Origin of the sequence: Rhodoblastus sp. 17X3 (assembly GCF_030056575.1) — a bacterium.
Lineage (GTDB): Bacteria > Pseudomonadota > Alphaproteobacteria > Rhizobiales > Beijerinckiaceae > Rhodoblastus.
Window position 1 is genome coordinate 17,277 of record NZ_JASHHX010000027.1, and the last position, 26,754, is coordinate 44,030.

Below are 26,754 nucleotides of genomic sequence, written 5' to 3' on the forward strand. Positions count from 1 at the left end.
GCAGCGCCGATGAAGCGGCGCGCGAGCCCATTGAACGCCAGCTTCTCCGCGGCCTGCCTGTTGGCTTTGCTTTCCGCGGGGCCGGTTGCGGCGCAGACAAGTCCCGATCTCGTCTCGCGCGACCGCCTGCGCGTCTGCGCCTCGCCGGCGGACCTGCCTTTCTCCAACAAGGAGAAGCAGGGCTTCGAAAACAAGATCGCAGAACTCGTCGCGGAAGAACTGAAACTTCCGCTGCATTATTTCTGGATGCCATCAGGCCCTGGCTTCATCCGCAATACGCTTCTGTCCGACATGTGCGACCTCGTCATCGGCTACGCCTCCGAGGCCGACCTGGTCGATCATTCCAATCCCTATTACGCATCGACCTATGTTCTGGTGACGCACAAGGGCGGCAAGTTCGAGGGCGTCGACCATCTCGACGACCCGCGCCTGAAGGATGCGAAGCTCGGCGTCATCGCCCGCACGCCCCCGGTCGACCATCTGATGGCGCTCGGCATGCTCGACAGCGCGAAGAGCTATTCGCTGCTGGTGGACCGCCGCTTCGCCTCGCCAGCCGAGGACGCTCTGCACGATGTTGAGACGGGCGAAACCGACGCGGCCATTCTTTGGGGACCGATCGGCGGCTATTTCGCCCGGAAGGCGTCGCCGCCGCTCGTCGCGACCGAGCTCCACACCGACAAACGCCCACCCTTCATCTTTCGCGTCGCCTTCGGCATGCGCGCCGGCGAGACGGAATGGAAGCACAAGCTGAACGACATCATCCGCAAGCGGCAGAAGGACATCGACGCGATCCTTACCAGTTATGGCGTGCCGCTGGCGCCGGTCGAGGCCGCGCCGATCCAGGGCGCTCCGAACGACGCGCCGCATCCGGAGCGGAGCGACCCGCGATGAACAGGCGAAAAGCGCTGGCTTTCGCGCTCGCGGGATTCGCCCTCGCTACCCTCGCCGCCGCCGCCGCGCCGCCCGAACCACCCGGCTATCGCCTCGACGATTACCAGTCCCCGACGCCGGACACGTTCAACGGCGAACCGGCGCTGAGCGTCGAGGCCGCGAAAGCCGCCTGGTCCGATCCCAAGACCATCTTCATTGACGTGCTGCCGCATCCGCCCCGCCCCGAAGGCCTCCCGAAAGGGACAATCTGGCAGGAAAAACCTCATGCCGGCATAGCGCGGTCGATCTGGCTGCCGGAAGTCGGCCGCGGGGCCCTGGCGCCGGAGACCGAGGCCTATTTCAGCCGCAGCCTTTCCGAAATCACCGGGGGCGACAAGGACGCGATTCTGGTATTCTACTGCAAACGCGCCTGCTGGATGTCCTGGAACGCCGCCAAACGCGCCGCCTCCATGGGCTACAGCCAGGTCCGCTGGTATTCGGACGGAATCGAGGGATGGCGGGAAGCGGGACTGCCAACCGAAACGATCGCTCCGCGACCATAAGGCTGCGAAACGCGCCAGAACGAGGAGGACGCCATGCTGACGAAACGGACTCTTTTACACGCGGCTGTTCTGGCGCTGGCGGCGCCCGCCGCGCTGCGCGCCGAGATCAATACGCCCGAGAACGAGGACAGCTGGAAATCCCTCAGGACCCAATTTTTCGGCGACCGTCCGATCGGCGCGGGGGATGGCTTTATCGTCCTGAACGCCCCCACGCGCGCGGAAGACGCGGCGCTTGTGCCGATCGATCTGATGTTCCCTGCGCGCGGCGCCGGGGACGACAGGGTCAAGGCGGTCACGCTGATCGTCGATGAAAATCCCATGCCCATGGTCGCGACGCTTCAGCGCGGCCGCATCGACAAAGGCCCGTTCGCCTTTTCGCTGCGCATTCGAGTCAATTCCTATTCCAATGTCCGCGCCATCGCCGAGACGGAGAGCGGCGCGCTGCATATGGCGCGCGTCTTCGTCAAGGCGGCGGGGGGCTGTTCGGCGCCGGCCGGCAAGGACCCGGAAGAAGCGCGGGCCGCCGCGGGGAAGATGCGCTTCCGCACTTTCGCCGCGACCGGACGCGATGAGGCGCAGGTCCAGATCCGGCACCCCAACTATTCCGGCATGCAGATGGATCAGGAAACCCGGCTCTACACGCCGGCCTGGTATATCGTCGCGGTGAAGGTTCTTCAGGGCGACGACCTGCTGTTCAGCATGGAGAACGGAATCTCGCTCAGCGAGGACCCGACCTTCCGCTTCACCTATCGCGCCAATGGCGCGCCGATCCGCGTCGAGGCGCGGGATTCGCGCGGAGCGGAATTCACCCGCGTCTTCTCCGGCAACGGCGATCCGGCCTGACCCATAAGCGCGTAACGCCAATCGTCATAGGTTGAGGCCTTTGACGATTGGCAAGGAGCGAATGCGACCGAAGCCCGGCGAAAGACTGCCGTCTGGCGACGCCCTATGGGCTTACGCGAGGGGCTCCTGATCGCGCGGCATCGCGATCGGGATGAAAAAAGTCAGAAGCAGCGGATTTCCGCCTCGGCCTGTGCGCGGCGCAATTCCGCGACGATGTCATCGAAACGCGATGAGCTGCGAAAAGCGTTGGCGGCCTGCCCGACGCCCTGTCGCATGGACAGCACGGTCTCCGCCTCGACATATTTGTCATAGGGCAGGATCGCGGCGAGCATGTCCTGAGAGCAGGCGCATTTCTTCAGCACTTCGCGGGTCTGGCCATTGGCGGCCATGCAGGCGAACACATAATCGGCGCGCGCCTCGGTCGGATAGTCATTGACCGGATCGCCGTCGCCGGCCAAAGCCGGCGACGCGAAAACCAGCGCGAGAATGAGCGCCCCCGGAACGAGCCGCCAGGCGCGACGCTCAGCTCTTCTTGCCGTCATAGCGCAATGTCTCCTCGAGCAGCACCGCGCCGGCGGCGTCGCGGGCGGCGATGTCGATTTCATAGACTGCGCCCGGCAGATCGGGCGCAACGCGGAACACATAGGTCAGCGTGTCGAGCCCATTCATCCGCTCCTTTTGCGGGTCGTTCCTGAACGGAGCGATTTCGACGCGCCACGCCTTCGCCTGCCCGTCGATCTTGTCCGGCGCGGTCTGCGCCTCGCGCAAGGCGGCCCGAATGGCGTTCTTGAGATAGCGCGGATTGGCTCTGAACAGGGCCGACAATTGCTGGATGTTGTTCTCCAGCATCAGGCTGATCACCGGGTTGCCCGACATGGACTCGAAGGGTCCAGCCGGCCGGCGGTGTTCCGCGCTGAACATGTCCACCCGCACATTGCGCTCCTCGGGGGCCTTGCCGGCCTCGTCGATCGTCAGCTTGACCTTGTCGTCGAAGGCCTTGCCATATTTGGCGGGATCGGCTGATTTCTGGCTGTAGGAATAGTTCAGCTCGTCGCCTGGATTCGTATTGGCCAGCTGCGGGGCTTCAAACAGGATGTCGGCGGCGGCGGGCGGCTTATCCTGCGCCAAAGCCGCGGCGGCGTTGAAAAACAGAAGGCATGCAACAACAGGCCCCGGACGGAGCTTCATACTTCTCTCCCTTGCGAGCGCCCCGAGCGCCGTGCGGCGCTCGGGGACTTGACGTTTCTTGTTGGAGTCAGCGCCGTGCTCTCAGCGCGCGGCGCTCTTGTAGCCCGCCATGTCGAGCATGAAGCCGCGACCGCGCACCGTGCTGATGAACGGCCCGCCGACGCGCGTGATCTCGGTGAATTTGGTGCGCAGATAGCCGAGATAGACGTCTACGACATTCAGCGAGGTGCAGCCCTGGTCGCCCCAAAGCTGGTCATAGATTTCGCCGCGGCCGACCGGATGGTTGGCGTTGTCCATCAGGATCGCCAGCAACTCCGACTCGCGCTGCGTCAGCCGAATGTGGGCGTTGCCGTAATGGGCCTGGCGCGTGTGCATGTCGAGCACAAGCTGCCCGACCTTGCGGCGCTCGCTCGAGTCCGCCGAGATCGCATGGTGCATCAGATGCGCCCGCAGGCGCTCCACCAGTTCATCGAACTGGAAGGGCTTGGCGATATAATCGTCAGCGCCCGCATTCAGGCCGCTGGCCCGATCGGCCGCCTTGTGGCGGTCGCTTAGAAAAAGGATCGGTTCGGTCCGACCATTGCGCCGCATGGCGCGGCACATCTCAAAATCGTGATTGTCCGGAGACGGCGTGTCGAACAAAACCGCGCATGGATTGAGCGCCTTGGCGGTTTCGACCGGGTCCTCTCCTTCGCCCACGAAAGTGACGTCAAACCCTTCCGCCTTGAGACCTTCGGCGAGCACGCCTCCGGCCACGAGATCGGTTTCGATGATGAGAACATTCATCGTTACTTGCCCTGCGTTTCACATTCCCCGCCGCCGACCTTGTTTGAGACTTGCGCTCGGTCGTTCGACGCCGCGAGGATAGAGCCTCGCTCTCACGCTCACAACTCACTCATGCCCCGATCGGGCGCGTTTTCGGGAAAAAAATCTTATTAAATTCGTCTTATATTTCTTATTTTATATATGTTGGCCTGACCTCAGCCACCCGTCAGCACCTGTTTTGGCGATTTGCTCCGGCCTTTGATGCGCCCTGAAGCCGCCAAATCCGGCAGTGTCAGAGACGCTGCTGGATCTTTCGGGCCATTTCGAACGCGCGGCGCTCCAACAAGATGGGCGTTTCGCAAACATAAGACAAGGCTCGTGAACGGTCGTCGAAAATTCGCTTGTCCCATTTCAGGCTGGAAGCCGCGTCGTCGAGCGCCGAAGGCGAGGAAACGTCCTTCGACTCCTGCTCGTCGCTGATCTTGTCGGCCTCGGCGCGAATTTTCTCCGCCAGGAGATGCTGTCCCCGCGCATAGCGTACGACCCCCGAAATCACCCGATTGCGCTCGCTGTTGATGATGGCGAGCGCGCCGGCGAACACGCGCGTCAGCCGCACGGACTTGTCCGCGCCGGCGCTGGCCGCGAATTCGTCGATGAGGCCGTCCATCTCCGTTATCTGCGTGCGACGCGAGGCGAGCTTGCGCGCCAGGGCTGTTGCCCCGGAATCATCGTCCCAGGGGCCCGCCGACGCGAGATCGGGACCGGACCAGACGGCGGCCGGGCTGATCTCGCCGGTCCGCCGCTGGGCGCAGGGCCAGTCCGGATCCTCCGCCGGCTTCGCCAAAGCCGGCGCGGCTATGCCCAGCAGGAAGGCTAAGGCGACCAAAGGTGCGAGGCGGACCATGCGAATTCCTCCAGAACCCTGACGGGTCCCCAATAGTTAGTGCGGAGACGAAGCCACTCCAAGCGGCGACTGGCCGACGGGGATGCTCTTGACCACCTTGAGGCTCGCCACGTCGATCACGGAGACGTCGTTGGAATTGCCATTGGTGGTGAACAGCAGCTTTTCATCGGGCGTCAGCGCCAGATGCCAGACGCGCTGGCCGACGAGCAGATATTTGCGAACCTCGAAAGTCTCGGCGTCCACCACCGCGACGCGATTGGCCGGCCCCAGCGCGACGAAGGCGGTCTTTCCGTCGCTGGTCAGCCGAATGCCGACCGGCTGGATTTCCTCGCGGGTCAGGCCGGGGATTTCGAACTTGATCTTCTTGATGATCTTGTGCGTCTTCGGATCAATCACCGCGACGGCGCCGCCGACCTCGGAGCTGACCCATAGCCTTGAGCCGTCCTTGCTGAAGACCGCCACCCTCGGGCGCTTGTCGACCAGCACGCTGTCGATCAGCTTGAAGGTATGGGCGTCGATGAAATGGGCCATGCTGGTTGTTTCCGAGGTATTGACCAGCACATTGCCATCGGGGCTTAGCGCCATGCCCTCCGGCTCCACCCCCACCGGCACGCGGGCGACGATCTGGTTCTTCTCGATGTCGAGAACGGTGACCTCGGAATTGTCCTCATTGGAGATATAGAGCGGATTGCCGGAAGGGTTCATCGTGAACTGCTCCGGGTCCTTGCCAGAATCCAGCGTGCGCAGGAGTTTCATGGTGGAGGTGTCAATGACCTCGACGCCGTTCTCGTCGCTGGCGCAGATATAGAGATTCTTGCCGTCCGGGCTGACGAGAACGCCGCGTGGCCGCCGCCCGACCTTGACGGTCTTGACCACCGCCAGCTTCTCGCTGTCGATCACGCTGACATTATTGCTCTTCTCATTGGTCACATAGATCTGATAGGCCCCCGCCGGCAGGGCCGACGCGGCCCACAGGCCCGAGAGCGCCAGCGCGCCCCAAATTCCAAATCCACGCATTCCAGTCTCCCCGCCTCCGCGGCGCTCAATTCATATGACAGGTCGTTTCCGGCAGGTCCGCGCCCAGCGTGTCGAGGACCGAGCGCTGGTGCAGGAAGCCCGGCTGCGGCGCGACGCCGACGATGGATTTCGGCTGGGCGTAGAGCAACACCTGCCTCAACTGCTGGTCCCACGGCCGGAAGCTCCCGGGCGAACCCTTGTAATTGGCCAGGTTGAAGTCCGGCCCGTCGAGAAAGGCCCGCAGCCCCTCCGGATTGGCGCTCTTCTGGTTTTGCGCGGCGTCGCCGATCGCCCGCGCCGCCATCCACGCCTGGTAATCGACCGGGCGCATCACGCGGCCGGCGAAGCGCAGGAAGCGGCTCTGCAATTGTTCGGCGCCCCAGGCGATATGGACCGCGCTCCAGGAGGTCGGAACAAGCCCCTGTGTGCCGAGAACCAGCTTCGGGTCGGCGGTGCGATAGAGAAGGAAGTCGCCGAAATCGGCGGCCTCGTCAGCCACGACGATGACGTCATAATCCCCGCCGCGCGCGAAGTTCAGGGCCTCGGCCTCGGTGATGTTGTCGCCGCGCGCCCGGGCCAGCGGGCCAAAGGTCCACGGCTTCTCCGCGACGATCTTGAGGCCGAATTTCCGCGCCGAAGCGCGAAAGGCGGCGGCATAGGCGGCGTCGGCCTCGCCCGGCCCGATGACCAGCAGCGCGCGGGTCCAGCGCCGCACGAGCAGGAACTGCGCCAGCGCGTCGGTCAGCATGGCGCGGCTCGGCGCGATGTGGAACAGGTTGGCGCGGCAATCGGGACCGCGCAGCCGGTCGTCCGGGGCGGAAGCATTGAACACCAGCGCGCCCGAGGGCCGCAGGGCGTCCGCCAACTGGAGCAGTTCCGCTGCCGGCAGATCGGCGATGAACAGGCGCAGGCCCTTGTCGGCCAGCTTGCGCGCCGCCTCGACAGGCGATTCCCCGGGCTCGACCAGCGCCTCAGTCAGCTCGAAGCTCTGCCCGGTGAAGGCGCCGGTCGTGTTGTTCTCCGAGATCGCGAGCGCCGCGCCCTTCACGCCTTCATCGCGCGGGACGGCTTCGAGATCGTAGAGCGGCGGCGGCGGCTTCGCATATGCAATATAGCCGATGTCGATCTTGAGCTTTTCCTGCGCCTGAGCGCCTTTCAACGCGCCGGCGCAAAGGCAGAAAGCGCAAAATGCCGCCCAGAGGACTGGACGGCGCCGCAAAGCAGCAAAAATCTTGAAACTACTTCCCATGTGAAGATTATTCTTGGACATTTGCTAAGACGTCAATGTGAAAATCATAAGCGATTTTTAAGACGGGGGTCAATGCGCGCCCTCAGGCCTTATGCCATAATCGTCACATGATAGTTTTAGCGCGAGACTTACCGCATAATCGCGCCAAGTCTTCCGAAAATATGGCCATTATTACTTGGAGTTCTAGATGAGCACTCTATGGCTGGCCGCCATGGGCTTGCCCACGATGCTTGCTGCTTTCGGCGTTTCCGCCAGAGCGGCGCCGACTCCCGTTCTTGTGATGCCCTTTGCTTTCGCTGACGACGGCGCGGCCGATCAGGCCGTCGCGCACGCCGGTCATCTCGAGCTGATGATGCGCGAACTGCGCGTCGCCATCGACCAGAAGGGCGTCTACCGCACCATTTCGCCCGATCCGATCCTGGCCGATTTCATCGAAAGCGACGCCGCCTGCGTGCTGCAGCGGGCGCGCGATCTCGGCGCGACCTATGTTCTCGCCGGCGCCATACAGACGCTCGGCGCGACGGCCTCCAATGTATGGCTCGGCCTGTTCGACGCCGCCGACGGCCGGCGTCTTTCCTGCTGGCAATCGACCTTTCGCGGCGACAGCGACGAATCCTGGCGCCGCGCCGCAAATTTCCTTGGCGAAGAAATATCCGCCGCTCCGCTGCCGAATTGAAGCCCCGTCATCCGGCCGGCGCATTCGCGCAGGCCGCTTGCGCCTCGGATATTCGGGTTATTCCGAGGCTTCGCAAAAACCCGAGGAGGAAGCCATGACTGTCAGTATCCACCCCTCAGTCGACAACGGCGTCAGGCCCGGTCGCGCCGATTTCGCCGGCGGCACGCTGAGCTGCAAATGCGCCCACGACCCCGTCAAGGTCACGATCAAGGGCAATGTCGCCCACAACCACGCCTGCGGCTGCACCAAATGCTGGAAGCCGGCCGGCGCCAATTTCTCGGTGGTCGCCGTCGTTCCGCGCGACAACCTCTCCGTGACCGCCCATTCGGAGAAGCTGCACATCGTCGATCCCAATGCGACGATCCAGCGCTATGCCTGCAAGGAATGCGGCGTGCACATGTTCGGCCGCATCGAAAACAAGGCCCATCCTTTCTACGGCCTCGATTTCGTCCATACCGAATTGTCGTCGGAAGAAGGGTGGGCGGCGCCGGAATTCGCCGCTTTCGTTTCTTCGATCATTGAATCGGGCTTCCCGCCGTCCCGCATGGGCGAAGTACGCTCGCGCCTGACGGAATTGGGCCTGCCGCCCTACGACGCCCTGTCCCCGGCGCTGATGGACGCGATCGCGACCCATATCGCGAAGGCTTCGGGCAAACTGGCGGCCGCCTGACGGCATCGCGCGCCGCCAATCTGGCGATTAACCGAGCGTCGGAGAGCCCGGACAGGCTCCCCGACGCATTCCTTTTCCGCCAGCCATTCAGACTGGCTTGATGATCCTGGAGTTCGACGATGGAGACTGTTTCGACCAACAAATCCCATGGAGGCGTGCAGGGCGTCTATCGCCATGAATCGCGTGAAACGAAATGTGCGATGACCTTTTCGGTATTCACGCCGCCGCAGGCCGAACGCGGCCCTGTTCCGGTGCTCTGGTATTTGTCCGGCCTGACCTGCTCCCACGCCAATGTCACGGAGAAGGGCGAGTTTCGCGCCGCCGCCGCCAAGCATGGCGTCATCATCGTCGCGCCCGACACGTCTCCGCGCGGCGCGGACGTGCCCGATGAACCTGACAACTGGCAGTTCGGCTCCGGCGCCGGCTTCTACGTGGACGCGACGCAGGCGCCCTATGCCAAGAATTACCGCATGTATTCCTATGTGACCGAGGAACTGCCGGAGCTGATCGCCAATCATTTCCCCGCCGACATGACCCGGCAGGGCATTTTCGGACATTCCATGGGCGGGCATGGCGCCTTCACCATCGCGCTGAAACATCCCGAGCGTTTCAAGAGCTGCTCCGCCTTCGCGCCCATCGCCCAACCCTCGACCAGTGGCTGGTCGAAGCCGTCGCTGGAGAAATATCTCGGCCCCGACGAAAAGGCCTGGCGCGCTTATGACACGACCCTGCTGATCGCCGACGGCGCGCGCTTCAAGGAATTTCTGGTCGACCAGGGCGCCGCCGACAATTTCCTGCAGGACGGCCTGAAACCCTGGCTGCTGGAGGAGGCCTGCGCGGCGGCGGGGATTCCGCTGACCCTCCACATGCGCGAGGGCTATGACCATTCCTATTATTTCATCTCGACCTTCATGGCCGATCATATCGCCTGGCACGCCGCCCGGCTCTGACCCGCTTCGATGGACTGACCGAGCCGTCCAGCCGGAGCGGCTGGACGGCTTTGCTGTCGCAGCGCTGTAACAAGGAAATGATGGAGTGGCGCGCCGCAACGTCCGGCGCCCGTTCAAAGGGCCGGGCCTTTCGCTGCGGCGTCGGAACCGGCGAGGACTCCATGGACGATTTGGCGCGCATTCCCGAGCAGTCTCACGATGCGGGCGCGCAGGGCCGCGGCGCGCAGGGTCTGGACCTGCGGGAGTCGCCCGCGCGTTTCGTCAACCGCGAATTGTCCTGGCTGGCTTTCAATCGCCGGGTGCTCGAAGAAGCCCTGAACGAGCGCCACCCGCTGCTCGAACGCCTGCGCTTCCTGTCGATTTCGGCCAATAATCTCGACGAATTCTTCATGGTGCGCGTCTCGGGCGTCATCGAACAGATCGAGGCCGGCGTCGCGACGGCGACCTTCGACGGCCTGACGCCGACCCAGCTTCTGGCCGAGATCCGCCGCCAGACGGGGAACATGACCACCGACCAGGCGGCGATCTGGCGCGAACTTCGTCTCCGGCTGGCGGATGAGGGCGTCGTCGTCGTCCCGCGCGCCGACTGGAGCGAGGCGGACCGCGCCGCGCTCGAAAGCCATTTCGTCAATCATGTCTTCCTGGCCGTCACGCCGATCGCCATCGACCCGACCCATCCCTTCCCCTTCATTCCCAATCTGGAAATGTCGGTGGTGCTCGACATCCGCCGCCACGATCACGACCGCGCCTTCCGCGGCCTGATCCGCCTGCCCGGCAAGCTGCAGCGCTTCATTCCGCTCGCGCCCACGCAAGGCTCCGCCCACGGTTCCTCGACCCGCTTCGCCGCCCTTGAGGACGTGGTCGCCGCCTTCGCCGCCATGTTGTTCCCTGAATGCGATTTCGCCTCGACCGGCCTGTTCCGCGTCGTGCGCGACCTCGATATCGAATTCGACGACGACGCCGAGAACGCCGACGATCTGGTCGAGACCTTCGAGGCGGCCCTGCGCGAGCGCAGGCGCGGCAATGTCATCCGGGTCGAATTCAGCCCCGAAACGCCGCCGGACATGCGCGAATTCATCGCCGGACAGCTGAAACTGTCCTCGCTCGGCGATCTCGTCTGCGAAGACCAGCTGGCGCTGGCCACGCTGTCGCAGATCGTCGGCGCCGAGCGCCCCGAACTGAAATTCCCATCTTTCTCGGCGCGCTATCCCGAACGCGTGCGCGAATTCGAGGGCGATTGCTTCGCCGCGATCCGCAGCAAAGATTTCATCGTCCACCATCCTTATGAGACCTTCGACGTCGTGTTGCAGATGCTGCAGCAGGCGGCGCGCGACCCGCGCGTCGTTTCGATCAAGCAGACGCTCTATCGCACCTCGTCGAACAGCCCGATCGTCGCCGCGCTGATCGAGGCGGCGGGCGCCGGCAAGGCCGTCACCGCCTTGGTCGAGCTGAAAGCGCGCTTCGACGAGGAGGCCAATATCCGCTGGGCGCGGTCGCTGGAGCGCGCGGGCGTCCAGGTCGTCTATGGCTTCTCCGAACTGAAGACCCACGCCAAGCTGTCGATGGTCGCGCGCGAGGAAGCGGGCGAAATCGTCACGTTCTGCCATATCGGCACCGGCAATTATCACCCGATCACGGCGCGCATCTATACCGACCTCTCGGCTTTCACCGACGAGCCGGCGATTGGCCGCGACGTCGCCAGAATCTTCAATTTCATCACCGGCAATGGCGCGCTCGCCCCGCTGGAGCGCATGGCGATCTCGCCGGGCGGGATCAAGCGCCGCCTGCTCGACCATCTGGAACAGGAAATCGCCCATGCCGCGCGCGGCGAACCGGCCGCCTTCTGGGGCAAGTGCAATTCGCTGGCGGACCCGGAAATCATCGACGCGCTTTACGCCGCCAGCCAGGCCGGCGTGAAAATCGAACTGGTAGTGCGCGGCATCTGCTGCCTGCGTCCCGGCGTTCCCGGCCTGTCCGAAAACATCAAGGTGAAGTCGATCATCGGGCGCTACCTCGAACATTCGCGCATTTACGCCTTCGGCTGCGGCCGCCAACTGCCCCATGCCGACGCCGCGCTCTATATCTCCTCGGCGGACCTGATGCCGCGTAATCTCGACCGCCGCGTCGAGACCCTGTTCCCGATCGAGAATCCGACCATGCACGAGCAGGTGCTGAACCAGGTCATGCTCGCCAACCTGCTCGACAATGAGCAGAGCTGGGACATTCTGGAGGACGGAACCAGCCGCCGCGTGACGCTGGAGCCGAAGGAAGAGCCTTTCAACGCGCAGAATTACTTCATGACCAATCCGAGCCTTTCGGGCCGCGGCGACGCTTTGTCGGACTCCGCGCCGCGCGATCTCGCCCGCTACAGCGATTCCGTCTGAGGCTCGCGCCAAAAGGCGTCGACAAATGACGCGCCGCTCCCCAATTTAGTGCGGGCGGCGTTTCCCTGCGAGGTCGGTTCGATGCGGCGCGTGGTTCGACTTGCCTTGGCTCTGGTCGCGGCGCCCGTTTTCCTCACGGCGGCGCCGGCGCGCGCCGACCACGCCGACGAATTGCGCGCCACTCTCGCCAGGATCCAGTTGCCGCCGGGCTTCCATATCGCACTTTATGCCCTGACGCCGAACGCCCGCAGCCTGGCCCTCTCGCCGGATGGCGCGACGCTGATCGTCGGCAGTTCCGGGGCCAGGGTTTACAAGGTCGCGCTTGGGCCGGACTTGAAGGTCGCGCAGGGGCGGGACTTGAAGGTCGCGCAGGGGCGGGACTTGGCGGCAAAGGTCGAGCCCTTCGCGCCGGGGCAAAGTTTCACCCTGCCTAACGGCCCCTGCTTCGCGCCAGATGGAACCCTGTTCCTCGCCACTTTCGACCGCATTTTGCGTTTCGCTCCGCGCCCGGGCGGGGGCTGGGATGAAGACCATCCGCAACAGATCGTCGCGCCGGGCGCCTTGATCCCGGCTGCGGAAAAGAAGCAGTCTCACGGCATGCGGGTCTGCCGCGTCGGTCCCGACGGCAAGCTTTATGTTGCGGTCGGCCAGCCGGACAATGTTCCGCCCAAGGACCGGCAGCCGCTCTATGCGAAATGGGGCATGGGCGGCATCCTGCGAATGGATCGCGACGGGACGAACAAGGAGATTTTCGCCAGCGGAATCCGCAACAGCGTCGGCATGGATTTCGAGCCGGGGACGGGCGTGCTGTGGTTCACCGACAATCAGGTGGACGGCATGGGCGACGACATCCCGCCCGAGGAATTGAACAAGGCGCCGCGTGCGGGGCTGAATTTCGGCTTCCCCTGGTACGGCGGCGGCCATGTCCGCACCAAGCTCTATGCCGACGAGACGCCGCCCGACGACCTCGCCTTTCCCGAACTTGAACTCAACGCCCACGCCGCCGACCTCGGCATGATCTTTTCGCGCGGCGCCGTCTTTCCGGAATCATGGCGGGGGATTTTCATCGCCCAGCATGGGTCCTGGAACCGGAGCGTCCCCATCGGCGCGCGGGTGATGTTCGTTCCCTTCCGCGACGGCAAGCCGGGCCGGGCGATCCCCTTCGCGGAAGGCTGGAACCGTGGCGACGGCGGCTATTCGGGCCGCCCGGTCGCGCTCGCCGAATTGCCGGACGGCTCGCTGATCGTCTCTGACGATCAGGAAGGCGCGCTTTATCGGATTTTCTACGACGGGAAGTAGTTCTATCTTTTCCCGCCCGCCATGGCCTCCGCCTCCGGCCGCGCCCGCAAAGTCAGCATGGCCCAGACGCCCAGAAAGGGTCCAATCGCCAATATCGCGAAGGCGTAGCGCCAGCCGAGCCAATCCACCGCATAGGGCATGAGATGGATGCTGACCAGGGTCAGCAGAAAGCCGATGCAGGTCTGCGCCGTCAGCATGGCGCCGCGCAAGCTTGGGTCGCATAATTCCACCGTCGAGGCCGAGAACTGCGCGGAATCCGCGATGACGGCGACGCCCCAGACAATGCCAACCGCAAGCACCGCCGTCGCGGAGCCCCCGAAGACGAAGCCGATCAGGATCGAGCACAGGCCGGACGCAGCCATGGCGACGCTCGTGACGAGGGTGCGGCCGAGACGGTCCGCGAAAAACCCGCCCAGCAGCGCGCCGAGCGCGCCCGAGCCGACGATGAAAAATGTCGCGAGCGCGGGATGCAGCGGCGGGGCGTCGCCATAGCGGGCGCGAAAACTCGCCGCGACAAAGGCCCCGATCCAGGCCCACATCGCATAAAGCTCCCATTGATGGCCGAAATAGCCGAAATTGGAGAGGCGCAGGGGAACCGAACGCCAGCCCAGCAGCACGTTCGACCAGCGGAATTCCGGCGCGCGCGCCACATTGGGGCCAAGGCCGATGAGGCCCGCGAGCAAAGCGGCGAGCAGCGCGCCCGCGCTGGCGAACAGGATCGGCGCCCGCCAGTCCAGACCGCCCAGGGCGGCGGCAAGATGCGGCGAGGCCGAACCCAGCGTCAGCGCGCCGACGAGCAGGCCGATGAGCAGGCCGAGATCGCCGCGCGCCCAGGTCGCGGCCAGGGCCATGCCGACGGGATAGACCCCGGCGAGGCTCACGCCGGTGACGAAGCGCAGGACCGGCGCAACGGGCGAGACCGGCGGCAACAAGGCGGCGGCGCCGGTACAGATCGCCGCGACGAGGGCGGAAAGACGAAACAGCAGCCTCTTGTCGAGCCGGTCCGGCAGAGCCAGCAGCGCCGAAACAAAGGCGCCGGCGACAAAGCCTGCCTGCACGCTGGAGGTCAGCAGCGCGGCGAAAAAGGGGCTCAGCGGCTGCTGCGCCTTGATCGCCGCGATGGAGGCGTTGGAGGCGAACCAGCAGGCCATGGCGAGGACCTGGCACAGCAGAAGAATCGCGAGCGAACGGACGCGCCCCGGTTTCGCCTCGGTCATGTCCCCTCCCCGTGCGGCCTCGCCGTCGTCCTGCATTCATAGAAGCCAAGGTGGAGCCCGCGCGCAAGCGGAACAAGCGGCCCTTTGCGCGCAGGCAATTGGCGCATCCCCCGCTTTCGTGCAAAAACAGCGCGCCTGTCGAGAGGATGATCGCGCTTGGACAATGTGCTGTCGGTCGAAAACCTGACCAAGACTTACGCCACCGGCTTCGCCGCGCTGAAAGGCGTCGATCTTTCGATCCGCCGCGGCGAGATTTTCGCGCTGCTCGGGCCAAACGGCGCCGGCAAGACAACGCTGATCGGCATTGTCTGCGGTCTGGTGCGCGCGAGCGGCGGGAAAGTGACCGTGGACGGCTTCGACATCGCCGTGGATTACCGCTCGGCGCGCAAGAAGATCGGCCTCGTGCCGCAGGAGCTGGCGACGAACATGTTCGAGACGGTCTGGAACACGACCGTTTTTTCGCGCGGCCTGTTCGGCAAGAAGGCCAATCCAGCCTATGTCGAAAAGGTGCTGCGCGACCTGTCGCTGTGGGACAAGAAAGATGCCAACATCCGCGCTCTGTCCGGCGGCATGAAGCGGCGCGTGCTGATCGCCAAGGCTCTGGCGCATGAGCCGGAAATCCTGTTCCTCGACGAGCCCACCGCGGGCGTTGATGTCGAATTGCGCCGCGACATGTGGGAAATGGTGCGCAAGCTGCGCGAAAGCGGCGTCACCATCATCCTCACCACCCATTATATCGAAGAAGCCGAGGACATGGCCGATCGGATCGGCGTGATCGACAAGGGCGAAATCATTCTCGTCGAGGAAAAACACGCCTTGATGCGCCGCCTCGGCCAGACGCGCGTCTGCGTGAGCCTGACCCAAAAACTCGACGCCATCCCGGAAGGGCTGTTCGACCTGCCGCTGACCCTGTCGCCCGACGGCAAGTCGCTGTCCTTCACCCAGATGGGCGAAAGCGCGGGGCACGACGGGAGCAAAGACGCCAGCCTGGCGCGGCTCCTGAAAAACCTCATCGCGCAGGGCGTGGATTTCGCCTCGGTCCAGTCCAGCCAATCCTCGCTGGAAGACATTTTCATCGATCTCGTGGGCAAAAGCCGATGAACTTCTCCGCCGTCCGCGCCATCTATCTGTTCGAACTCGCGCGCACCTGGCGCACCCTGTTCCAGAGCATCGCCTCGCCCGTGCTTTCGACGGCGCTTTATTTCGTCGTGTTCGGCTCGGCCATCGGCTCGCGCATGCAGCCCATCGACGGCGTGCCCTATGGCGCCTTCATCGTGCCGGGTCTGATTCTTCTCGCCGTGCTGACGGAGAGCGTCTCCAACGCGTCCTTCGGCATCTATCTGCCGCGCTTTACCGGCACGATCTATGAAATATTGTCGGCGCCCATCTCGGCCTTCGAGGTCCTGCTCGGCTTCGTCGGCGCGGCGGCGACCAAATCCGTCCTGCTCGGCCTGATCATTTTCGTCACCGCGCGGCTCTTCGTCTCCTTCGAGCTGGTTCACCCGCTCTGGTCGCTCTGCTTTCTGGTGCTGATTTCCGTCACTTTCGCTCTGTTCGGCTTCATTCTGGGCCTGTGGGCGGATGGATTTGAGAAATTGCAGATCATTCCGCTGATGGTCATTTCGCCGCTGACCTTTCTCGGCGGCACCTTCTATTCGATTGACATGCTGCCGCCGCTCTGGCGCGACGTCGCTCTGTTCAACCCCATCGTCTATCTGGTCGACGGCTTCCGCTGGGCCTTTTACGGCGTCGCCGCCGTGGGGCCGGCCATCAGCCTCGCCCTCACCCTGACCATGCTCGCCGTCTGCATCGGGCTGGTGGTCGCGATCTTCAAGACCGGCTACCGCCTGCGGACTTAACGTCAACTTGCATTGAAAATGCCCGTTGACGTCCGCGCCGACTGGCGCGGCGGCGGCTGACGCCGCCGGGCGCCTCGACCATTGACAAGTCAAAGGTCGAGGCAATTGGCTTGATCCTCGACTCTGGCTCCGTTCCTGCATGCGGGACCGAAAAGGCGGGATCGCATCGGGAGCTTGGAGCAAATGCGACGCGCCGCGCCGGCAGCGGGAAGCGTTTCGCATGAGCGACAATCATGAATGGGTGGTCTGGAACGGGTCGCTGGGCGTGCTCGACAGGGCGGCGATGGGCCGCGTCGAGCAGGATTCAACCGGACGCAACGCCTGGCTTGCTGAGCCCTATGACATTGTCGGCCCGTTCAATCTCGACGAACTCGAAACGCTTGGCCTCATCGCTTTCGGCGCCTGCCTCGTCATGTCGCGGCGGAAATGGCAGGAGGATCAGACCGAGCTCCGGATGAAGGCGCGCGAACAGCGCCGCGCCCAAGCCGAGCAATTCAACCGGGAATTCGCCAGACGCTTCGCCGAGCCGGACAACGACAGCGAGCATCGCGCGCTGCTGGATCTGCCGCCCGAGGGCGATCTCACGGCGGCCCAGGTCAATTCGGCCTTCCGCCGCCTTGCCAAGACCACTCATCCCGACGCCGGCGGCGACCATGACGCCTACTGCCGCCTGACGGAAGCCCGCGACGCCCTGCTCGAACAGGCGTCATCGGTGAATTAGCTGCTGGACCGGCGAGATCAGTACTGGCGCGCAGTCGAGGCGTGACGGCGGTGGTAATATCGGCGTCGGCCACAGCCGCCGCGCAGGCCGCAATTGATGCTCGGGCCGGCGGAATAGCCGATGACGCCGCCCGCGACGAGCCCGACCGGACCGAAAACCAGCGCGCCGGCGCCCGCCCCGAGCAGACCGTCGAGGCCGCGTTCATCGGCCAAAGCCTCGGCGCTGGCCAGCGACAGTCCCAGCGCGAGCGCGGCGACGAACAATTTCCTGATCATGAATCGACCCCCTGTTTTGGGCCGAGTCACCTCATGGAATTGTTCAAAATAAGGCGGCGAACGTTCAAGCAGCGAGATCGGCCACCACGGCGTCGAGCACGGGAAAGCCTTCCGAGGTCACGCGGATGCGGCCCTGCCGCGTATATTCCACCATCCCGTTGGCGATGAGATCGGCGACGCGCGAGGCCTCGAATCGCTTGCCCGTGAGGGCCTGGAAGCGCGCGGGGTCAATGCCTTCCGTCAGCCGCAGGCCCATCAGCAGGAACTCGTCGCCCTGGGCCTCCATCGACAGCGCCTCGTCCTCGACGAGGCCTGTGCCTTCGCTTTCCACCACGGTGAGCCACATTTCGGGATGCGGTTCGGTGGCGTGGGCGCGGCGCCCGCCCTTGGCGGCGACAATGCGGCCATGGGCGCCGGGGCCGACGCCGACATATTCGCCATAGCGCCAATAGATCAGATTGTGCCGGCTCTCGCTGCCGGGCCGGGCGTGGTTGGAAATCTCATAGGCCGGCATGCCCGCCTTTTCGGTCAGCTCCTGCGTCACGTCCCACAGGTCGCGCGCCACATCCGCCTTTGGAATCTTCAGCTTGCCGGCGCGATAGAGCTGCTCGAACATCGTGTCCGGCTCGATGGTGAGCTGGTAGAGCGAAAGATGTTCCGGCGCGCGGGCCAGAGCCTCGGTCAATTCGTGCGCCCAGACCTGCGGCGACTGGCCGGGACGGGCGTAGATCAGGTCAAAGGACATGCGATCGAAGGTCGCTCCCGCGATGTCCAGCGCGCGCATGGCTTCCTCGGCGCTGTGCATGCGGCCGAGCATTTTCAGATCGGCGTCGTTGAAAGCCTGCACGCCGAGCGAGACGCGATTGACGCCCGCCTGGCGATAGCCCCTGAAGCGCCCCGCCTCGACGCTGGTTGGATTGGCCTCCAGCGTGATTTCCGCCTTGGGATCGAGCTTCCACAGCTTGCCGATGGTTTCGATGATCGCTGCGACTGTTTCCGGCGCCATCAGCGAGGGCGTGCCGCCGCCGAAAAAGATCGACCGCACCTGCCGCCCTTGCGTGAGGGCGGCGCGATGCTGCAACTCGGCCTGAATGGCGGCGAGAAAGCGCGGTTCATCAACCCCGCCCCGCCGGACATGGCTGTTGAAGTCGCAATAAGGACATTTCGACAAACAGAACGGCCAATGGACGTAAACGCCAAAGCCGGGGTCGGGAATCATGGGGGCGATGCTGGCCATGCGTCCTTATGCCATTTCTGGAATTTTCCGTCACGCGACGCTTAACGAAATCTTCAGCTTGATTGCGACGAGGTTAACGCGGGGCCAGGCGCCGCGCGAGGCCTTGCTTTTCCGGCGCAAGACCAGCGAATGAGCCGATTTTCATCCCTTTGGCCCGATGTCGCGATCTGGGCCGGCGACCGACCTTCATCTAATTTAATTCATTCCCGTCTGAAGCTCGCCCCAAAGACCGCGCCGTCCAGGACAGGAGACCGGCCGCCGATTTCGCCGCGCGGGGCCGGCAGAGACAGATTGCCGGCCTTCATGGCGACTTCGGTGCGGTTCCTCGCGTTCAGCTTTTTCATGATGTTCCGAACGTGAACCTTGACCGTGCTCTCGCACATGTTCAGTTCATAGGCGATCACCTTGTTGGGCTTGCCCTGGCGAATCCCCTGGATCACTTTCAGTTCGCGGACGGTCACGCCATTCTCGGCAACCTGTTCGGTCGCGGGCGTTGCCGCCTGCCTGGCCGAGAGGAGACATTGCGGCGGAACATAAGTGCCGCCCGCGCCGACAAATCTTATGGCCTGGGCGAAAACCTCAAACCCCGCGCTCATCGAGATATATCCGTTGGCCCCGGCGCCAATGACGGCCAGAGCCTCGTCCAGATTGTCGGTCTTCGCCAGCACCATGGAGCGAACCGGCGGATCAAAAGCCACCAGACGGGCAAGTTCAGATTCCGCTTCTTCGTCGGACAGCGAGTAGGTCGACAGGACGACCAGGGCCGAGGGGTCGAGTGCGGGAGACTGCGCCAGTTCAGACAGGCTCGCAAAAGCGGCGGCCTCGCCCGGCCAGTAACTGTCGACGCTGCGCTGCAAGCAATCCCGAAGGAAGGCGTTGCGCTCGACGATCACAATCCGTCCCGCCACTTCGGATCTCACGCCCCGGGATTCCCTTTCTTCGGCCGCTCTATTGGCGCCCATGGCAAAAATGGATGACTTCACGCGCCATTCTCCGGGTATAGACCGCTCAGAAGCCAACATTGGTGATCCCCCTACATATATCTGAATACACAAGCGCATGAGAGCGCTTGACGACGACGATCTCGCTCTTATTGTAGTTTGCTAATTGCATTATTATAAATAAACTTGTTATTTCTATAAAACTAAAATCAAACCAATATGAAAGAAAAAACAATATTTCAAAATATCCATGTGACAAAAACACACATCAACTTTCGAAAGCGTGCGATAAAATTCGGCTCCAATCACGCCTGGCGTCGGCGGAACCGGCAGACGCGCAATAATGGCTGGCCGGAGCGCCCGCCTGATGCATTTCGACACTGTAGAAACTTGAGCCTTTGATACACACGACAATTTGACCGTTAGAAAAATGTCATATTTGTATAAAATTGTAAAATCGAATCGCAATACTTAGTAAATACGTGACTTTTTTCATTTCGACTCAATGAGATGTGTCGCCTGATTGAATTGCATTAACTCGAAACTGTTAATTCGACGCCTTCCTCGGTCAAAGCACGGGATTGCAACATATTGCATGAGATGGCGACGGCGCTCGGCTTCCCGCCTGAGTCATGACGCGACGCACTCGATATGCAGAATTTTATGAGCAGACATGTGCATGCATCATGGCTACGCTGTAGCGATATCGTTCCTTTCTGCCGTCCATTCCAGCCAGAGGCTCTGACAAAATGTCCGTAAAAGCGCTCCTGAAAGCTTCGATCTGCCTGTTTGCCCTCATGGGATCGCAGGCCCGGGCGGAGAGCGCAAGCGAACTGGCTTCGGGCGCGATCAGCGGCTATGTCACCATCAAGGCCTTCGCCAACGTCTGCAAATTCGAGATCGAGAAGCCGATCGCCGGCGCGCTGGATTCCAACATCGCGGCGCTGGCGAGCAAGTTCAACGTGCCTGGCGCCGCCATGGACGCGATGATGAAGGAGAGCGTCAAACAGCTCAGCGGCCATGATTCCGAGACCTGCGTCTGGGGACCGGACAAATTCAACGCCATGGTTTCCGAGATGGCGAAGGAGCCGCTCGCCGCCGCCGCCAGGGCCGGAGTCGCGCAGGCGCAAATCCCGGCGTCGAAGGTTCCGCTGGCCCCTGTCCCCGCCGAGCCGCCGGCGGACGCCGTGAAACAGAAGGCGCAAAACGGCATCGGCGGCTATATGGCTATCGTGGCGATCTCGAAGCTGTGCGACTTCACCCTCGACCCCGCCGCCGTGAATACGATCCTCGGCAACATCAACGTGTTGAAGCCGGGATCGGAGCTGACGGACAAGGAACTTGATGACATTCTTGACCGGACCGTCGCGACCTTCGGCGAGAACAAGCAGAAATATTGCGGCCCCGGACAGGCGGCGTTCGTTTCCGGCGTAACGGAAATGGCGAAGCTTGCGGCAGCGGAAGCCGAAGGCAGCGGAATCAGGCTGAAACCCGTGGAGGCGCCCCAGCCCGCAGCCGCCGCAACGCCGGCGGGCGCAGCCGGCCCGGCGACCAGCATGATCACGGGCTCCGACGTCGACGCGATCGTAGCGATGGCCGCCCGTTACGGCGACGCCGCCCTGACCAAGGACAAGAACGGAAACCCCTATATCAAGAACCGCTCCAACGGCGCCGGCTGGACGATCTCGTTCTATGGCTGCGACAAGGGCGCCGACTGCAAATCAATCGAATTTTATCACGGCTTCGAAACCGACAACAAACCGACCAGCGCCCGGATCAACGAGTGGAACCAGAAAAAGCGCTGGAGCAAGGCCTATCTCGACCAGGATGGCGACCCGAACATCTCGTTCGACATCAACCTGCGTTACGGCGTGGCCCGCGGCAATCTGGAGGCTGACATCGGCCGCTGGGTCGAAACGATCAGGGACTTCAAGGCTTTTGTCGGCGGCAAGAACTGATCACGCCTTAAGCCGCCTTCGCCCCGGTCGCCCGATTCAATAATCGCCGCTGCCGACCAGAGGATGGATGCCCCCGAGGCTGCGACTGCGGCGCGAAACGCGTGCGCGGCTGCTGCGTTTCGTCCCCACCTGCGCGATCGGACCGGCTTTCGACAGCGATAGCGAGTTCGGGCTGAAGGCGGGAAAGGCGCCGGCCGCCGGCGCGCCGACCGCGCAGGCCAGGATCACGGCAAGAATATAGCGCATGGGCGTGGCTCCCTTCGAAGGGCGGCCGGTCGGGCGCGCCCTTGACCTGACGGCGAGACTAGCACGAATCGACCGCGCGGTGGAGGAGGAACGCGGGGCGCAGACGCCCGGCGGCAGGAGCCTTCACTCCCGTGCGAGCAGGGCCGCCGCCAGCATCTGGAAGGCCCGGGCGCGATGCGACAGGGCTTTCGAGCCATCGGCCGGAATGCCGTGCTTCTCCTCGGCGCTCATCTCGCCGAAAGTGCGCTCGTAGCCGTCGGGGGTGAAGCAGGGATCATAGCCGAAGCCCGCCGTACCGCGCGGCGGAAAGGCGAGGTCGCCGAACACCTTGCCCTCGAAAGTCGCGGTTTCGCCGTCCGGCCAGGCCAGAGCCAGAGCCGAGACGAAATGGGCGCGGCGCGAGGGCGAGCCGGAATTGCGCACCTCGTCCTCGATCCGCGCCATGGCGGCGGAAAAATCCTTGCTCTCGCCCGCCCAGCGCGCGGAATAAATTCCCGGCGCGTCGCCCAGCGCCTCGACGCAGAGGCCGGAATCGTCGGCCAAGGCCGGCAGGCCCGCGCCGTGAGCGGCGGCCCGCGCCTTGATCAGGGCGTTAGCGATAAAATCATCGCCGGTCTCCTCCGGCTCTGCCAGGCCGAGTTCGCCCGCCGAAACCGCCTCGATCCCAAAAGGCGCGAGCAATTCGCGCATTTCGCGCAATTTGCCCGCATTATGGGTGGCGATGACGATCTTGCCTTCAAGCTTGCGGCTCACGACTCGATCGCCTGCTTCTGCAACTCCACCAGCAGGTTCACCCCGCTGCGGGCAAGGCCCAGCAGGGAGGTCAGTTCGGCTTCCGAGAACACCGCACCTTCCGCCGTCGCCTGCACCTCGACCAGCCCGCCCGAGCCGGTGATGACGAAATTTCCGTCGGTATGGGCGGAGGAGTCCTCGGCGTAATCAAGGTCCAGCACCGGCACGCCCTGATAAATGCCGCAGGACACCGCCGCGACATGCTCCTTGAGCGGCATGTCCTTGATCATCGAGCGGCCGCGCATCCATTTCAGGCAATCATGCAGCGCCACCCAGGCGCCGGTGATCGCCGCCGTGCGGGTGCCGCCATCGGCCTGCAGCACGTCGCAGTCCAGCGTGATCTGGCGCTCGCCCATGGCCTGCAGGTTGGTGACGGCGCGCAGGGAGCGGCCGATCAGCCGCTGGATTTCCTGCGTGCGGCCCGAGGGCTTGCTGGTTTCGCGCCGGGTGCGCGTATGGGTGGCGCGCGGCAGCATGGAATATTCCGCCGTGATCCAGCCCTTGCCCTGTCCGCGCAGCCACATCGGCGGCTTGTCCTCCAGCGAGGCTGTGCAGAGCACATGGGTTTCGCCGAATTTCACCAGGCAGGAGCCTTCGGCGTAACGCGCGACATTGCGCTGCATTGAGACGGGACGCATGACGTCCGGCGCACGATGGGATGGGCGCATGATTTCTCCTTCGAGTGTTGCCGCGCGTTGTAAAGGCTTGGCGCGCCGGCGCAAGAGGAAGTCGCCGCCGTCCGCCTGACGCGCCGCGCTCGACGCGATCGCGACGCTATGGCTCGCGCTCGATCGAGCCGCCCGCCGCCTCCTCTTCGCCCCGCACCTGGCCCAACGCGCGCCGCGCCCCATCCAGTTCGCCGCGAATGAGCCCCAACTCACGCCGCGCTTCGTCGAGTTCTCCGCGCATCAGACCGAATTCGGTTCGCACCGCATCGGGTTCGGTGCACATCTGGCCCAGGGCGCGCCGCGCTTCATCCAATTCGCCACGCATCTGCCCCAACTCGCGCCGCGCCGCATCAAGCTCGCCGCGCATCTGGCCCAACTCGTTTCGCGCCGCATCCAGTTCGCCCGGAAATACCCCCGGCTCGCGCGAGCTGGCCGCGTCCGCCGCCGGGATCTCGGAATTCCCGGTTCTCTCAAAGGCGAGGCGTTCTTCCAGCGCCCGCGCCAGGGATTCCCGCGCGCTCTCCTTTTCCGCCAACTCGCGTTCCGCCTTCCTCAAGCGGTAAACCACGGGACTCAGCGAGGTCGCGATGTCGCGCATGCCCTTCGTCCGCTCCCGCCCGATAGTGACTGGCCAGCTATGGAACCACGATTCGAAATTATCAATTTCGATCGCATGCGGCGTCAGCCCCGCGTTCCGAAAGGCCAGATTGGCCGACAATTGGTCCCGCCGCGAATAGCGGAAGACATGGGCGGCCCAGATTTCCAGCATTTTCCGGACGCTGGAATCAGCATGATCGCGCAAAAGGATCGCCGTCCAATAAGGTCTCTCCTCCAGCAGCGTCGGATCGAACAGCGCATAGTGGTTGATCTGCTCGAACAGACGGTTCGGATCGTCGAAGCCATAGCGAGTGACTTCAAGGAACTCGTCCAGCAGATTTTCACGATAGCTATGGGTCGGAATCGCCATGGGCGTATCGTTCAGGAAGGTCGCGAAGAGCGTTTCAGGCCGAACCTTCAGGATCACCGAATTGTCGATATAGAGGGACTGGTCGAACTCCGGTAGATGCACGTGCGGCCGGATTTTCAGGTCGCGCTGGCTGCGGATCGGATCCGTCGCGAATGTCGGCTCGATCTGCTGGATTTTCCACGAGTCGCTCATCAGGTTCGGGTCGTCGGTCAGGCAGATGAACGGCAGTGAAGACTCCTTGGCGACCGCCTGCTCGTTCAAGAGTTCGTAGCCGCCCGTCAAGACCGTATAGACGCAGCGTGAAGGCATGATTCCATCCATTGCTCGGGCCAGAGGCGCCAGCCCCCGTCGCATAGCCCCGCGCTGAACGCGCCAAAGCCGCGAATAGCAATATAGGGTCAAATGATCGCCGCTTCGACCCAGCGGCCCGAGGCGTGCGGCATCGCTCCGGCATCCGACACGAAATGCCGCCCCGGCAGGGGCGTGAACAGGCGGAAGCGCGGCCTTTTCTGAGCGGCGGAAAAACGCCGGCGCCTCTCCCTCCTCTCTTCCTTTCCCGCAGCCAGCCTGCTATTTGCGGCGCATGAGCGCGCACAAGATCGAAAACATCCGCAATTTCTCCATCGTCGCCCATATCGACCATGGCAAGTCCACCCTCGCCGACCGGCTGATCCAGCAAACCGGGACCGTGGCCGCGCGCGACATGAGCGAGCAAATGCTCGATTCGATGGATATCGAGCGCGAGCGCGGCATCACGATCAAGGCCCAGACCGTCCGCCTCGAATACAAGGCCGAGGATGGCAAGACCTATATTCTCAACCTGATGGACACGCCCGGCCACGTCGATTTCGCCTATGAGGTGTCGCGTTCGCTCGCCGCCTGCGAAGGCTCGCTGCTGGTGGTGGACGCATCGCAGGGCGTGGAAGCCCAGACGCTGGCCAATGTCTATCATGCGCTCGACGCCGGCCATGAAATCGTGCCAGTGCTCAACAAGATCGACCTGCCCGCCGCCGAGCCGGACCGCATCAAGGCCCAGATCGAGGAAGTGATCGGCCTCGACGCCTCCGAAGCCGTGCCGATTTCCGCCAAGACCGGCATCGGCATCGATCTGGTGCTCGAAGCCATCGTGAAAAAGCTGCCGCCGCCGCAGGGCGACGAAAAGGCCCCGCTCAAGGCGCTGCTGGTCGACAGCTGGTATGACGCCTATCTCGGCGTCGTGGTGCTGGTGCGCATTTTCGACGGCGAGTTGCGCAAGGGCCAGAAAATCCAGATGATGGCCGCCGACGCCCATTACGAAGTGGACCGCATCGGCGTGTTCCGCCCGAAAATGCAGGATGTCGCCAAGCTCGGCCCCGGCGAGGTCGGCTTCATCACCGCCCAGATCAAGCAGGTGGCCGACACCCGCGTCGGCGACACCATCACCGATGAGAAAAAGCCCTGCGCCGAGGCCTTCGCAGGCTTCAAGCCGGCCCAGCCCGTGGTGTTTTGCGGGTTGTTTCCGGTCGACGCCGCCGATTTCGAAGATTTACGCGCTGCGATGGGGCGGCTCAGGCTCAATGACGCCAGCTTCTCCTTCGAAATGGAATCCTCCGCCGCGCTGGGCTTCGGCTTCCGCTGCGGGTTTTTGGGCCTGCTGCATCTCGAAATCATCCAGGAGCGGCTGGAGCGCGAGTTCAATCTCGACCTGATCGCGACGGCGCCATCGGTGATCTACAAGATCATTATGAACAATGGCGAGACCATCGAGCTGCACAATCCCGCCGACATGCCCGATGTGGTCAAGATCTCCGAAATCCAGGAGCCCTGGATCAAGGCGACCATCCTGACGCCGGACGAATATCTCGGCTCGGTGCTGAAGCTGTGCCAGGACCGGCGCGGCGTGCAGGTCGATCTCAATTACGTCGGCAAGCGCGCCATGGTGGTCTATGAGCTGCCGCTCAATGAAGTGGTGTTCGACTTCTATGACCGGCTGAAGTCGATCTCGAAAGGCTATGCCTCATTCGACTATCAGATCATCGATTACCGCCCCGGCGATCTCGTCAAGATGTCGCTGCTGGTCAACGCCGAGCCGGTGGACGCGCTGTCCATGCTGGTCCATCGCACCCGCGCCGAAATGCGCGGCCGCGCCATGTGCGAGAAGCTGCGCGAACTGATCCCGCAGCACATGTTCCAGATTCCGATCCAGGCCGCCATCGGCGCGAAGATCATCGCGCGCGAGACGATCCGGGCGCTGCGCAAGGACGTAACCGCCAAATGCTATGGCGGCGACGTGACCCGCAAGCGCAAGCTGCTTGAGAAGCAGAAGGAAGGCAAGAAGCGCATGCGGCAATTCGGCAAGGTCGAAATCCCGCAGGAAGCCTTCATCGCCGCCCTGAAGATGGACAGCTGACGCCCCGGCGAACCGGGGCGCGCTGCGGCCAACGTCCGCTTACTGGTTGAAGATGGTCTGCGCCTGGACGATGGACGGCGCGACGCCAGCGACGAATATGTCGAAA

27 protein-coding genes are annotated in these 26,754 nt (G+C 63.6%); 13 read left to right on the top strand and 14 right to left on the bottom strand.

From position 1 onward, the window contains the following. Positions 1-60 precede the first annotated feature (60 nt). The 3 genes from QM467_RS18055 to QM467_RS18065 are packed head-to-tail and all read left to right on the top strand — an operon-like array spanning position 61 to position 2,276. Positions 61-891, top strand: coding sequence for a quinoprotein dehydrogenase-associated putative ABC transporter substrate-binding protein (locus QM467_RS18055; RefSeq protein WP_283367728.1), 831 nt, complete (start codon positions 61-63; stop codon positions 889-891). Continuing rightward, positions 888-1,433, top strand: a complete 546-nt coding sequence (locus tag QM467_RS18060) for a PQQ-dependent catabolism-associated CXXCW motif protein (RefSeq protein ID WP_283367729.1) — start codon at positions 888-890, stop codon at positions 1,431-1,433. The genes QM467_RS18055 and QM467_RS18060 overlap by 4 nt, the downstream gene beginning before the upstream one ends. 33 nt (positions 1,434-1,466) lie before the next feature. Further along, on the top strand, positions 1,467-2,276 hold the full coding sequence (locus QM467_RS18065) for a quinoprotein dehydrogenase-associated SoxYZ-like carrier (protein ID WP_283367730.1): 810 nt from the start codon (positions 1,467-1,469) through the stop codon (positions 2,274-2,276). A 161-nt stretch (positions 2,277-2,437) separates the two neighbouring features. Here the strand turns inward: QM467_RS18065 and QM467_RS18070 are convergent, their stop codons facing one another. The 6 genes from QM467_RS18070 to QM467_RS18095 form a co-directional block, all read right to left on the bottom strand. After that, complete coding sequence (locus QM467_RS18070) at positions 2,438-2,818, bottom strand: hypothetical protein (RefSeq protein ID WP_283367731.1); 381 nt, start codon at positions 2,816-2,818, stop codon at positions 2,438-2,440. Beyond that, on the bottom strand, positions 2,799-3,464 hold the full coding sequence (locus QM467_RS18075) for a hypothetical protein (protein WP_283367732.1): 666 nt from the start codon (positions 3,462-3,464) through the stop codon (positions 2,799-2,801). Before QM467_RS18075 ends, QM467_RS18070 begins: the two co-directional genes overlap by 20 nt. Before the next feature lie 81 nt (positions 3,465-3,545). Further along, the gene (locus tag QM467_RS18080) at positions 3,546-4,250 is read right to left on the bottom strand and encodes a response regulator transcription factor (protein ID WP_283367733.1); all 705 of its coding nucleotides are present in this window, start codon (positions 4,248-4,250) and stop codon (positions 3,546-3,548) included. A gap of 271 nt (positions 4,251-4,521) precedes the next feature. Continuing rightward, positions 4,522-5,133, bottom strand: coding sequence for a hypothetical protein (locus QM467_RS18085; protein ID WP_283367735.1), 612 nt, complete (start codon positions 5,131-5,133; stop codon positions 4,522-4,524). 36 nt (positions 5,134-5,169) lie between these two features. Further along, the gene (locus QM467_RS18090; protein WP_283367736.1) at positions 5,170-6,150 is read right to left on the bottom strand and encodes a PQQ-dependent catabolism-associated beta-propeller protein; all 981 of its coding nucleotides are present in this window, start codon (positions 6,148-6,150) and stop codon (positions 5,170-5,172) included. Between the two features lie 25 nt (positions 6,151-6,175). Then, on the bottom strand, positions 6,176-7,399 hold the full coding sequence (locus QM467_RS18095) for an ABC transporter substrate-binding protein (RefSeq protein ID WP_283367737.1): 1,224 nt from the start codon (positions 7,397-7,399) through the stop codon (positions 6,176-6,178). Between the two features lie 187 nt (positions 7,400-7,586). Between QM467_RS18095 and QM467_RS18100 the strand changes: the two genes are divergently transcribed. The 5 genes from QM467_RS18100 to QM467_RS18120 all read left to right on the top strand — a co-directional run bounded on the left by QM467_RS18100 (position 7,587) and on the right by QM467_RS18120 (position 13,378). After that, complete coding sequence (locus tag QM467_RS18100; RefSeq protein ID WP_283367738.1) at positions 7,587-8,075, top strand: DUF2380 domain-containing protein; 489 nt, start codon at positions 7,587-7,589, stop codon at positions 8,073-8,075. Between the two features lie 94 nt (positions 8,076-8,169). After that, the gene (gfa, locus tag QM467_RS18105) at positions 8,170-8,745 is read left to right on the top strand and encodes an S-(hydroxymethyl)glutathione synthase (RefSeq protein WP_283367739.1); all 576 of its coding nucleotides are present in this window, start codon (positions 8,170-8,172) and stop codon (positions 8,743-8,745) included. A gap of 119 nt (positions 8,746-8,864) precedes the next feature. Further along, positions 8,865-9,695 carry an S-formylglutathione hydrolase gene (gene fghA / locus QM467_RS18110; protein WP_283367740.1) on the top strand — a complete coding sequence of 277 codons (831 nt, stop codon included), beginning with the start codon at positions 8,865-8,867 and terminating at the stop codon, positions 9,693-9,695. Positions 9,696-9,856: 161 nt separating this feature from the next. Further along, complete coding sequence (locus QM467_RS18115; protein WP_283367741.1) at positions 9,857-12,079, top strand: RNA degradosome polyphosphate kinase; 2,223 nt, start codon at positions 9,857-9,859, stop codon at positions 12,077-12,079. 81 nt (positions 12,080-12,160) lie between these two features. Next, positions 12,161-13,378, top strand: a complete 1,218-nt coding sequence (locus QM467_RS18120; protein WP_283367742.1) for a PQQ-dependent sugar dehydrogenase — start codon at positions 12,161-12,163, stop codon at positions 13,376-13,378. A gap of 2 nt (positions 13,379-13,380) precedes the next feature. Here QM467_RS18120 and QM467_RS18125 read toward each other — a convergent pair whose 3' ends face one another. Further along, positions 13,381-14,595 (bottom strand): MFS transporter, encoded by a 1,215-nt coding sequence (locus QM467_RS18125; protein ID WP_283367743.1) that lies wholly within the window; start codon positions 14,593-14,595, stop codon positions 13,381-13,383. 156 nt (positions 14,596-14,751) lie between these two features. Between QM467_RS18125 and QM467_RS18130 the strand changes: the two genes are divergently transcribed. The 3 genes from QM467_RS18130 to QM467_RS18140 all read left to right on the top strand — a co-directional run bounded on the left by QM467_RS18130 (position 14,752) and on the right by QM467_RS18140 (position 17,175). Beyond that, a complete protein-coding gene (locus QM467_RS18130) occupies positions 14,752-15,696 on the top strand; it encodes an ABC transporter ATP-binding protein (RefSeq protein ID WP_283367744.1) in 945 nt (314 codons plus the stop codon). Continuing rightward, the gene (locus tag QM467_RS18135) at positions 15,693-16,454 is read left to right on the top strand and encodes an ABC transporter permease (protein WP_283367745.1); all 762 of its coding nucleotides are present in this window, start codon (positions 15,693-15,695) and stop codon (positions 16,452-16,454) included. The genes QM467_RS18130 and QM467_RS18135 overlap by 4 nt, the downstream gene beginning before the upstream one ends. Before the next feature lie 220 nt (positions 16,455-16,674). Next, positions 16,675-17,175, top strand: coding sequence for a J domain-containing protein (locus tag QM467_RS18140; RefSeq protein WP_283367746.1), 501 nt, complete (start codon positions 16,675-16,677; stop codon positions 17,173-17,175). A gap of 17 nt (positions 17,176-17,192) precedes the next feature. Here the strand turns inward: QM467_RS18140 and QM467_RS18145 are convergent, their stop codons facing one another. The 3 genes from QM467_RS18145 to QM467_RS18155 form a co-directional block, all read right to left on the bottom strand. Then, a complete protein-coding gene (locus QM467_RS18145; RefSeq protein ID WP_283367747.1) occupies positions 17,193-17,450 on the bottom strand; it encodes a hypothetical protein in 258 nt (85 codons plus the stop codon). Positions 17,451-17,514: 64 nt separating this feature from the next. Then, positions 17,515-18,687, bottom strand: a complete 1,173-nt coding sequence (gene hemW, locus QM467_RS18150; protein WP_283367748.1) for a radical SAM family heme chaperone HemW — start codon at positions 18,685-18,687, stop codon at positions 17,515-17,517. 200 nt (positions 18,688-18,887) lie between these two features. Continuing rightward, positions 18,888-19,595: a response regulator transcription factor gene (locus QM467_RS18155; RefSeq protein WP_283367749.1), complete on the bottom strand. Its 708-nt coding sequence runs from the start codon at positions 19,593-19,595 to the stop codon at positions 18,888-18,890. Positions 19,596-20,377: 782 nt separating this feature from the next. On the opposite strand from QM467_RS18155, the gene QM467_RS18160 reads away from it, so the two are divergent. Beyond that, positions 20,378-21,586 (top strand): YbjN domain-containing protein, encoded by a 1,209-nt coding sequence (locus QM467_RS18160; protein ID WP_283367750.1) that lies wholly within the window; start codon positions 20,378-20,380, stop codon positions 21,584-21,586. Positions 21,587-21,622: 36 nt separating this feature from the next. On the opposite strand, the gene QM467_RS18165 is transcribed toward QM467_RS18160, so the two are convergent. The 4 genes from QM467_RS18165 to QM467_RS18180 form a co-directional block, all read right to left on the bottom strand. After that, positions 21,623-21,832 carry a hypothetical protein gene (locus QM467_RS18165; RefSeq protein WP_283367751.1) on the bottom strand — a complete coding sequence of 70 codons (210 nt, stop codon included), beginning with the start codon at positions 21,830-21,832 and terminating at the stop codon, positions 21,623-21,625. 123 nt (positions 21,833-21,955) lie between these two features. Continuing rightward, entirely contained in the window at positions 21,956-22,585 is a 630-nt protein-coding gene (gene rdgB / locus QM467_RS18170; RefSeq protein WP_283367752.1) for an RdgB/HAM1 family non-canonical purine NTP pyrophosphatase, read from the bottom strand. Continuing rightward, positions 22,582-23,292: a ribonuclease PH gene (rph, locus tag QM467_RS18175; RefSeq protein ID WP_283367753.1), complete on the bottom strand. Its 711-nt coding sequence runs from the start codon at positions 23,290-23,292 to the stop codon at positions 22,582-22,584. Before rph ends, rdgB begins: the two co-directional genes overlap by 4 nt. Before the next feature lie 106 nt (positions 23,293-23,398). After that, positions 23,399-24,568, bottom strand: coding sequence for a glycosyltransferase domain-containing protein (locus QM467_RS18180; protein WP_283367754.1), 1,170 nt, complete (start codon positions 24,566-24,568; stop codon positions 23,399-23,401). Between the two features lie 274 nt (positions 24,569-24,842). Between QM467_RS18180 and lepA the strand changes: the two genes are divergently transcribed. Beyond that, complete coding sequence (lepA, locus tag QM467_RS18185; RefSeq protein WP_283367755.1) at positions 24,843-26,648, top strand: translation elongation factor 4; 1,806 nt, start codon at positions 24,843-24,845, stop codon at positions 26,646-26,648. The last annotated feature ends 106 nt before the right edge of the window (positions 26,649-26,754 follow it).

Coding starts and splice junctions, on each gene's coding strand:
- QM467_RS18080 (WP_283367733.1), bottom strand. CDS start 4,250: ATGAATGTTCTCATCATCGAAACCGATCTCGTGGCCGGAGGCGTGCTC.
- QM467_RS18180 (WP_283367754.1), bottom strand. CDS start 24,568: ATGCCTTCACGCTGCGTCTATACGGTCTTGACGGGCGGCTACGAACTC.
- QM467_RS18125 (WP_283367743.1), bottom strand. CDS start 14,595: ATGACCGAGGCGAAACCGGGGCGCGTCCGTTCGCTCGCGATTCTTCTG.
- QM467_RS18145 (WP_283367747.1), bottom strand. CDS start 17,450: ATGATCAGGAAATTGTTCGTCGCCGCGCTCGCGCTGGGACTGTCGCTG.
- gfa (WP_283367739.1), top strand. CDS start 8,170: ATGACTGTCAGTATCCACCCCTCAGTCGACAACGGCGTCAGGCCCGGT.
- QM467_RS18115 (WP_283367741.1), top strand. CDS start 9,857: ATGGACGATTTGGCGCGCATTCCCGAGCAGTCTCACGATGCGGGCGCG.
- QM467_RS18135 (WP_283367745.1), top strand. CDS start 15,693: ATGAACTTCTCCGCCGTCCGCGCCATCTATCTGTTCGAACTCGCGCGC.
- QM467_RS18070 (WP_283367731.1), bottom strand. CDS start 2,818: ATGACGGCAAGAAGAGCTGAGCGTCGCGCCTGGCGGCTCGTTCCGGGG.
- QM467_RS18075 (WP_283367732.1), bottom strand. CDS start 3,464: ATGAAGCTCCGTCCGGGGCCTGTTGTTGCATGCCTTCTGTTTTTCAAC.
- QM467_RS18120 (WP_283367742.1), top strand. CDS start 12,161: ATGCGGCGCGTGGTTCGACTTGCCTTGGCTCTGGTCGCGGCGCCCGTT.
- QM467_RS18095 (WP_283367737.1), bottom strand. CDS start 7,399: ATGGGAAGTAGTTTCAAGATTTTTGCTGCTTTGCGGCGCCGTCCAGTC.
- fghA (WP_283367740.1), top strand. CDS start 8,865: ATGGAGACTGTTTCGACCAACAAATCCCATGGAGGCGTGCAGGGCGTC.
- QM467_RS18160 (WP_283367750.1), top strand. CDS start 20,378: ATGTCCGTAAAAGCGCTCCTGAAAGCTTCGATCTGCCTGTTTGCCCTC.
- QM467_RS18085 (WP_283367735.1), bottom strand. CDS start 5,133: ATGGTCCGCCTCGCACCTTTGGTCGCCTTAGCCTTCCTGCTGGGCATA.
- QM467_RS18060 (WP_283367729.1), top strand. CDS start 888: ATGAACAGGCGAAAAGCGCTGGCTTTCGCGCTCGCGGGATTCGCCCTC.
- QM467_RS18100 (WP_283367738.1), top strand. CDS start 7,587: ATGAGCACTCTATGGCTGGCCGCCATGGGCTTGCCCACGATGCTTGCT.
- QM467_RS18065 (WP_283367730.1), top strand. CDS start 1,467: ATGCTGACGAAACGGACTCTTTTACACGCGGCTGTTCTGGCGCTGGCG.
- rph (WP_283367753.1), bottom strand. CDS start 23,292: ATGCGCCCATCCCATCGTGCGCCGGACGTCATGCGTCCCGTCTCAATG.
- lepA (WP_283367755.1), top strand. CDS start 24,843: ATGAGCGCGCACAAGATCGAAAACATCCGCAATTTCTCCATCGTCGCC.
- QM467_RS18140 (WP_283367746.1), top strand. CDS start 16,675: ATGAGCGACAATCATGAATGGGTGGTCTGGAACGGGTCGCTGGGCGTG.
- hemW (WP_283367748.1), bottom strand. CDS start 18,687: ATGGCCAGCATCGCCCCCATGATTCCCGACCCCGGCTTTGGCGTTTAC.
- QM467_RS18090 (WP_283367736.1), bottom strand. CDS start 6,150: ATGCGTGGATTTGGAATTTGGGGCGCGCTGGCGCTCTCGGGCCTGTGG.
- QM467_RS18165 (WP_283367751.1), bottom strand. CDS start 21,832: ATGCGCTATATTCTTGCCGTGATCCTGGCCTGCGCGGTCGGCGCGCCG.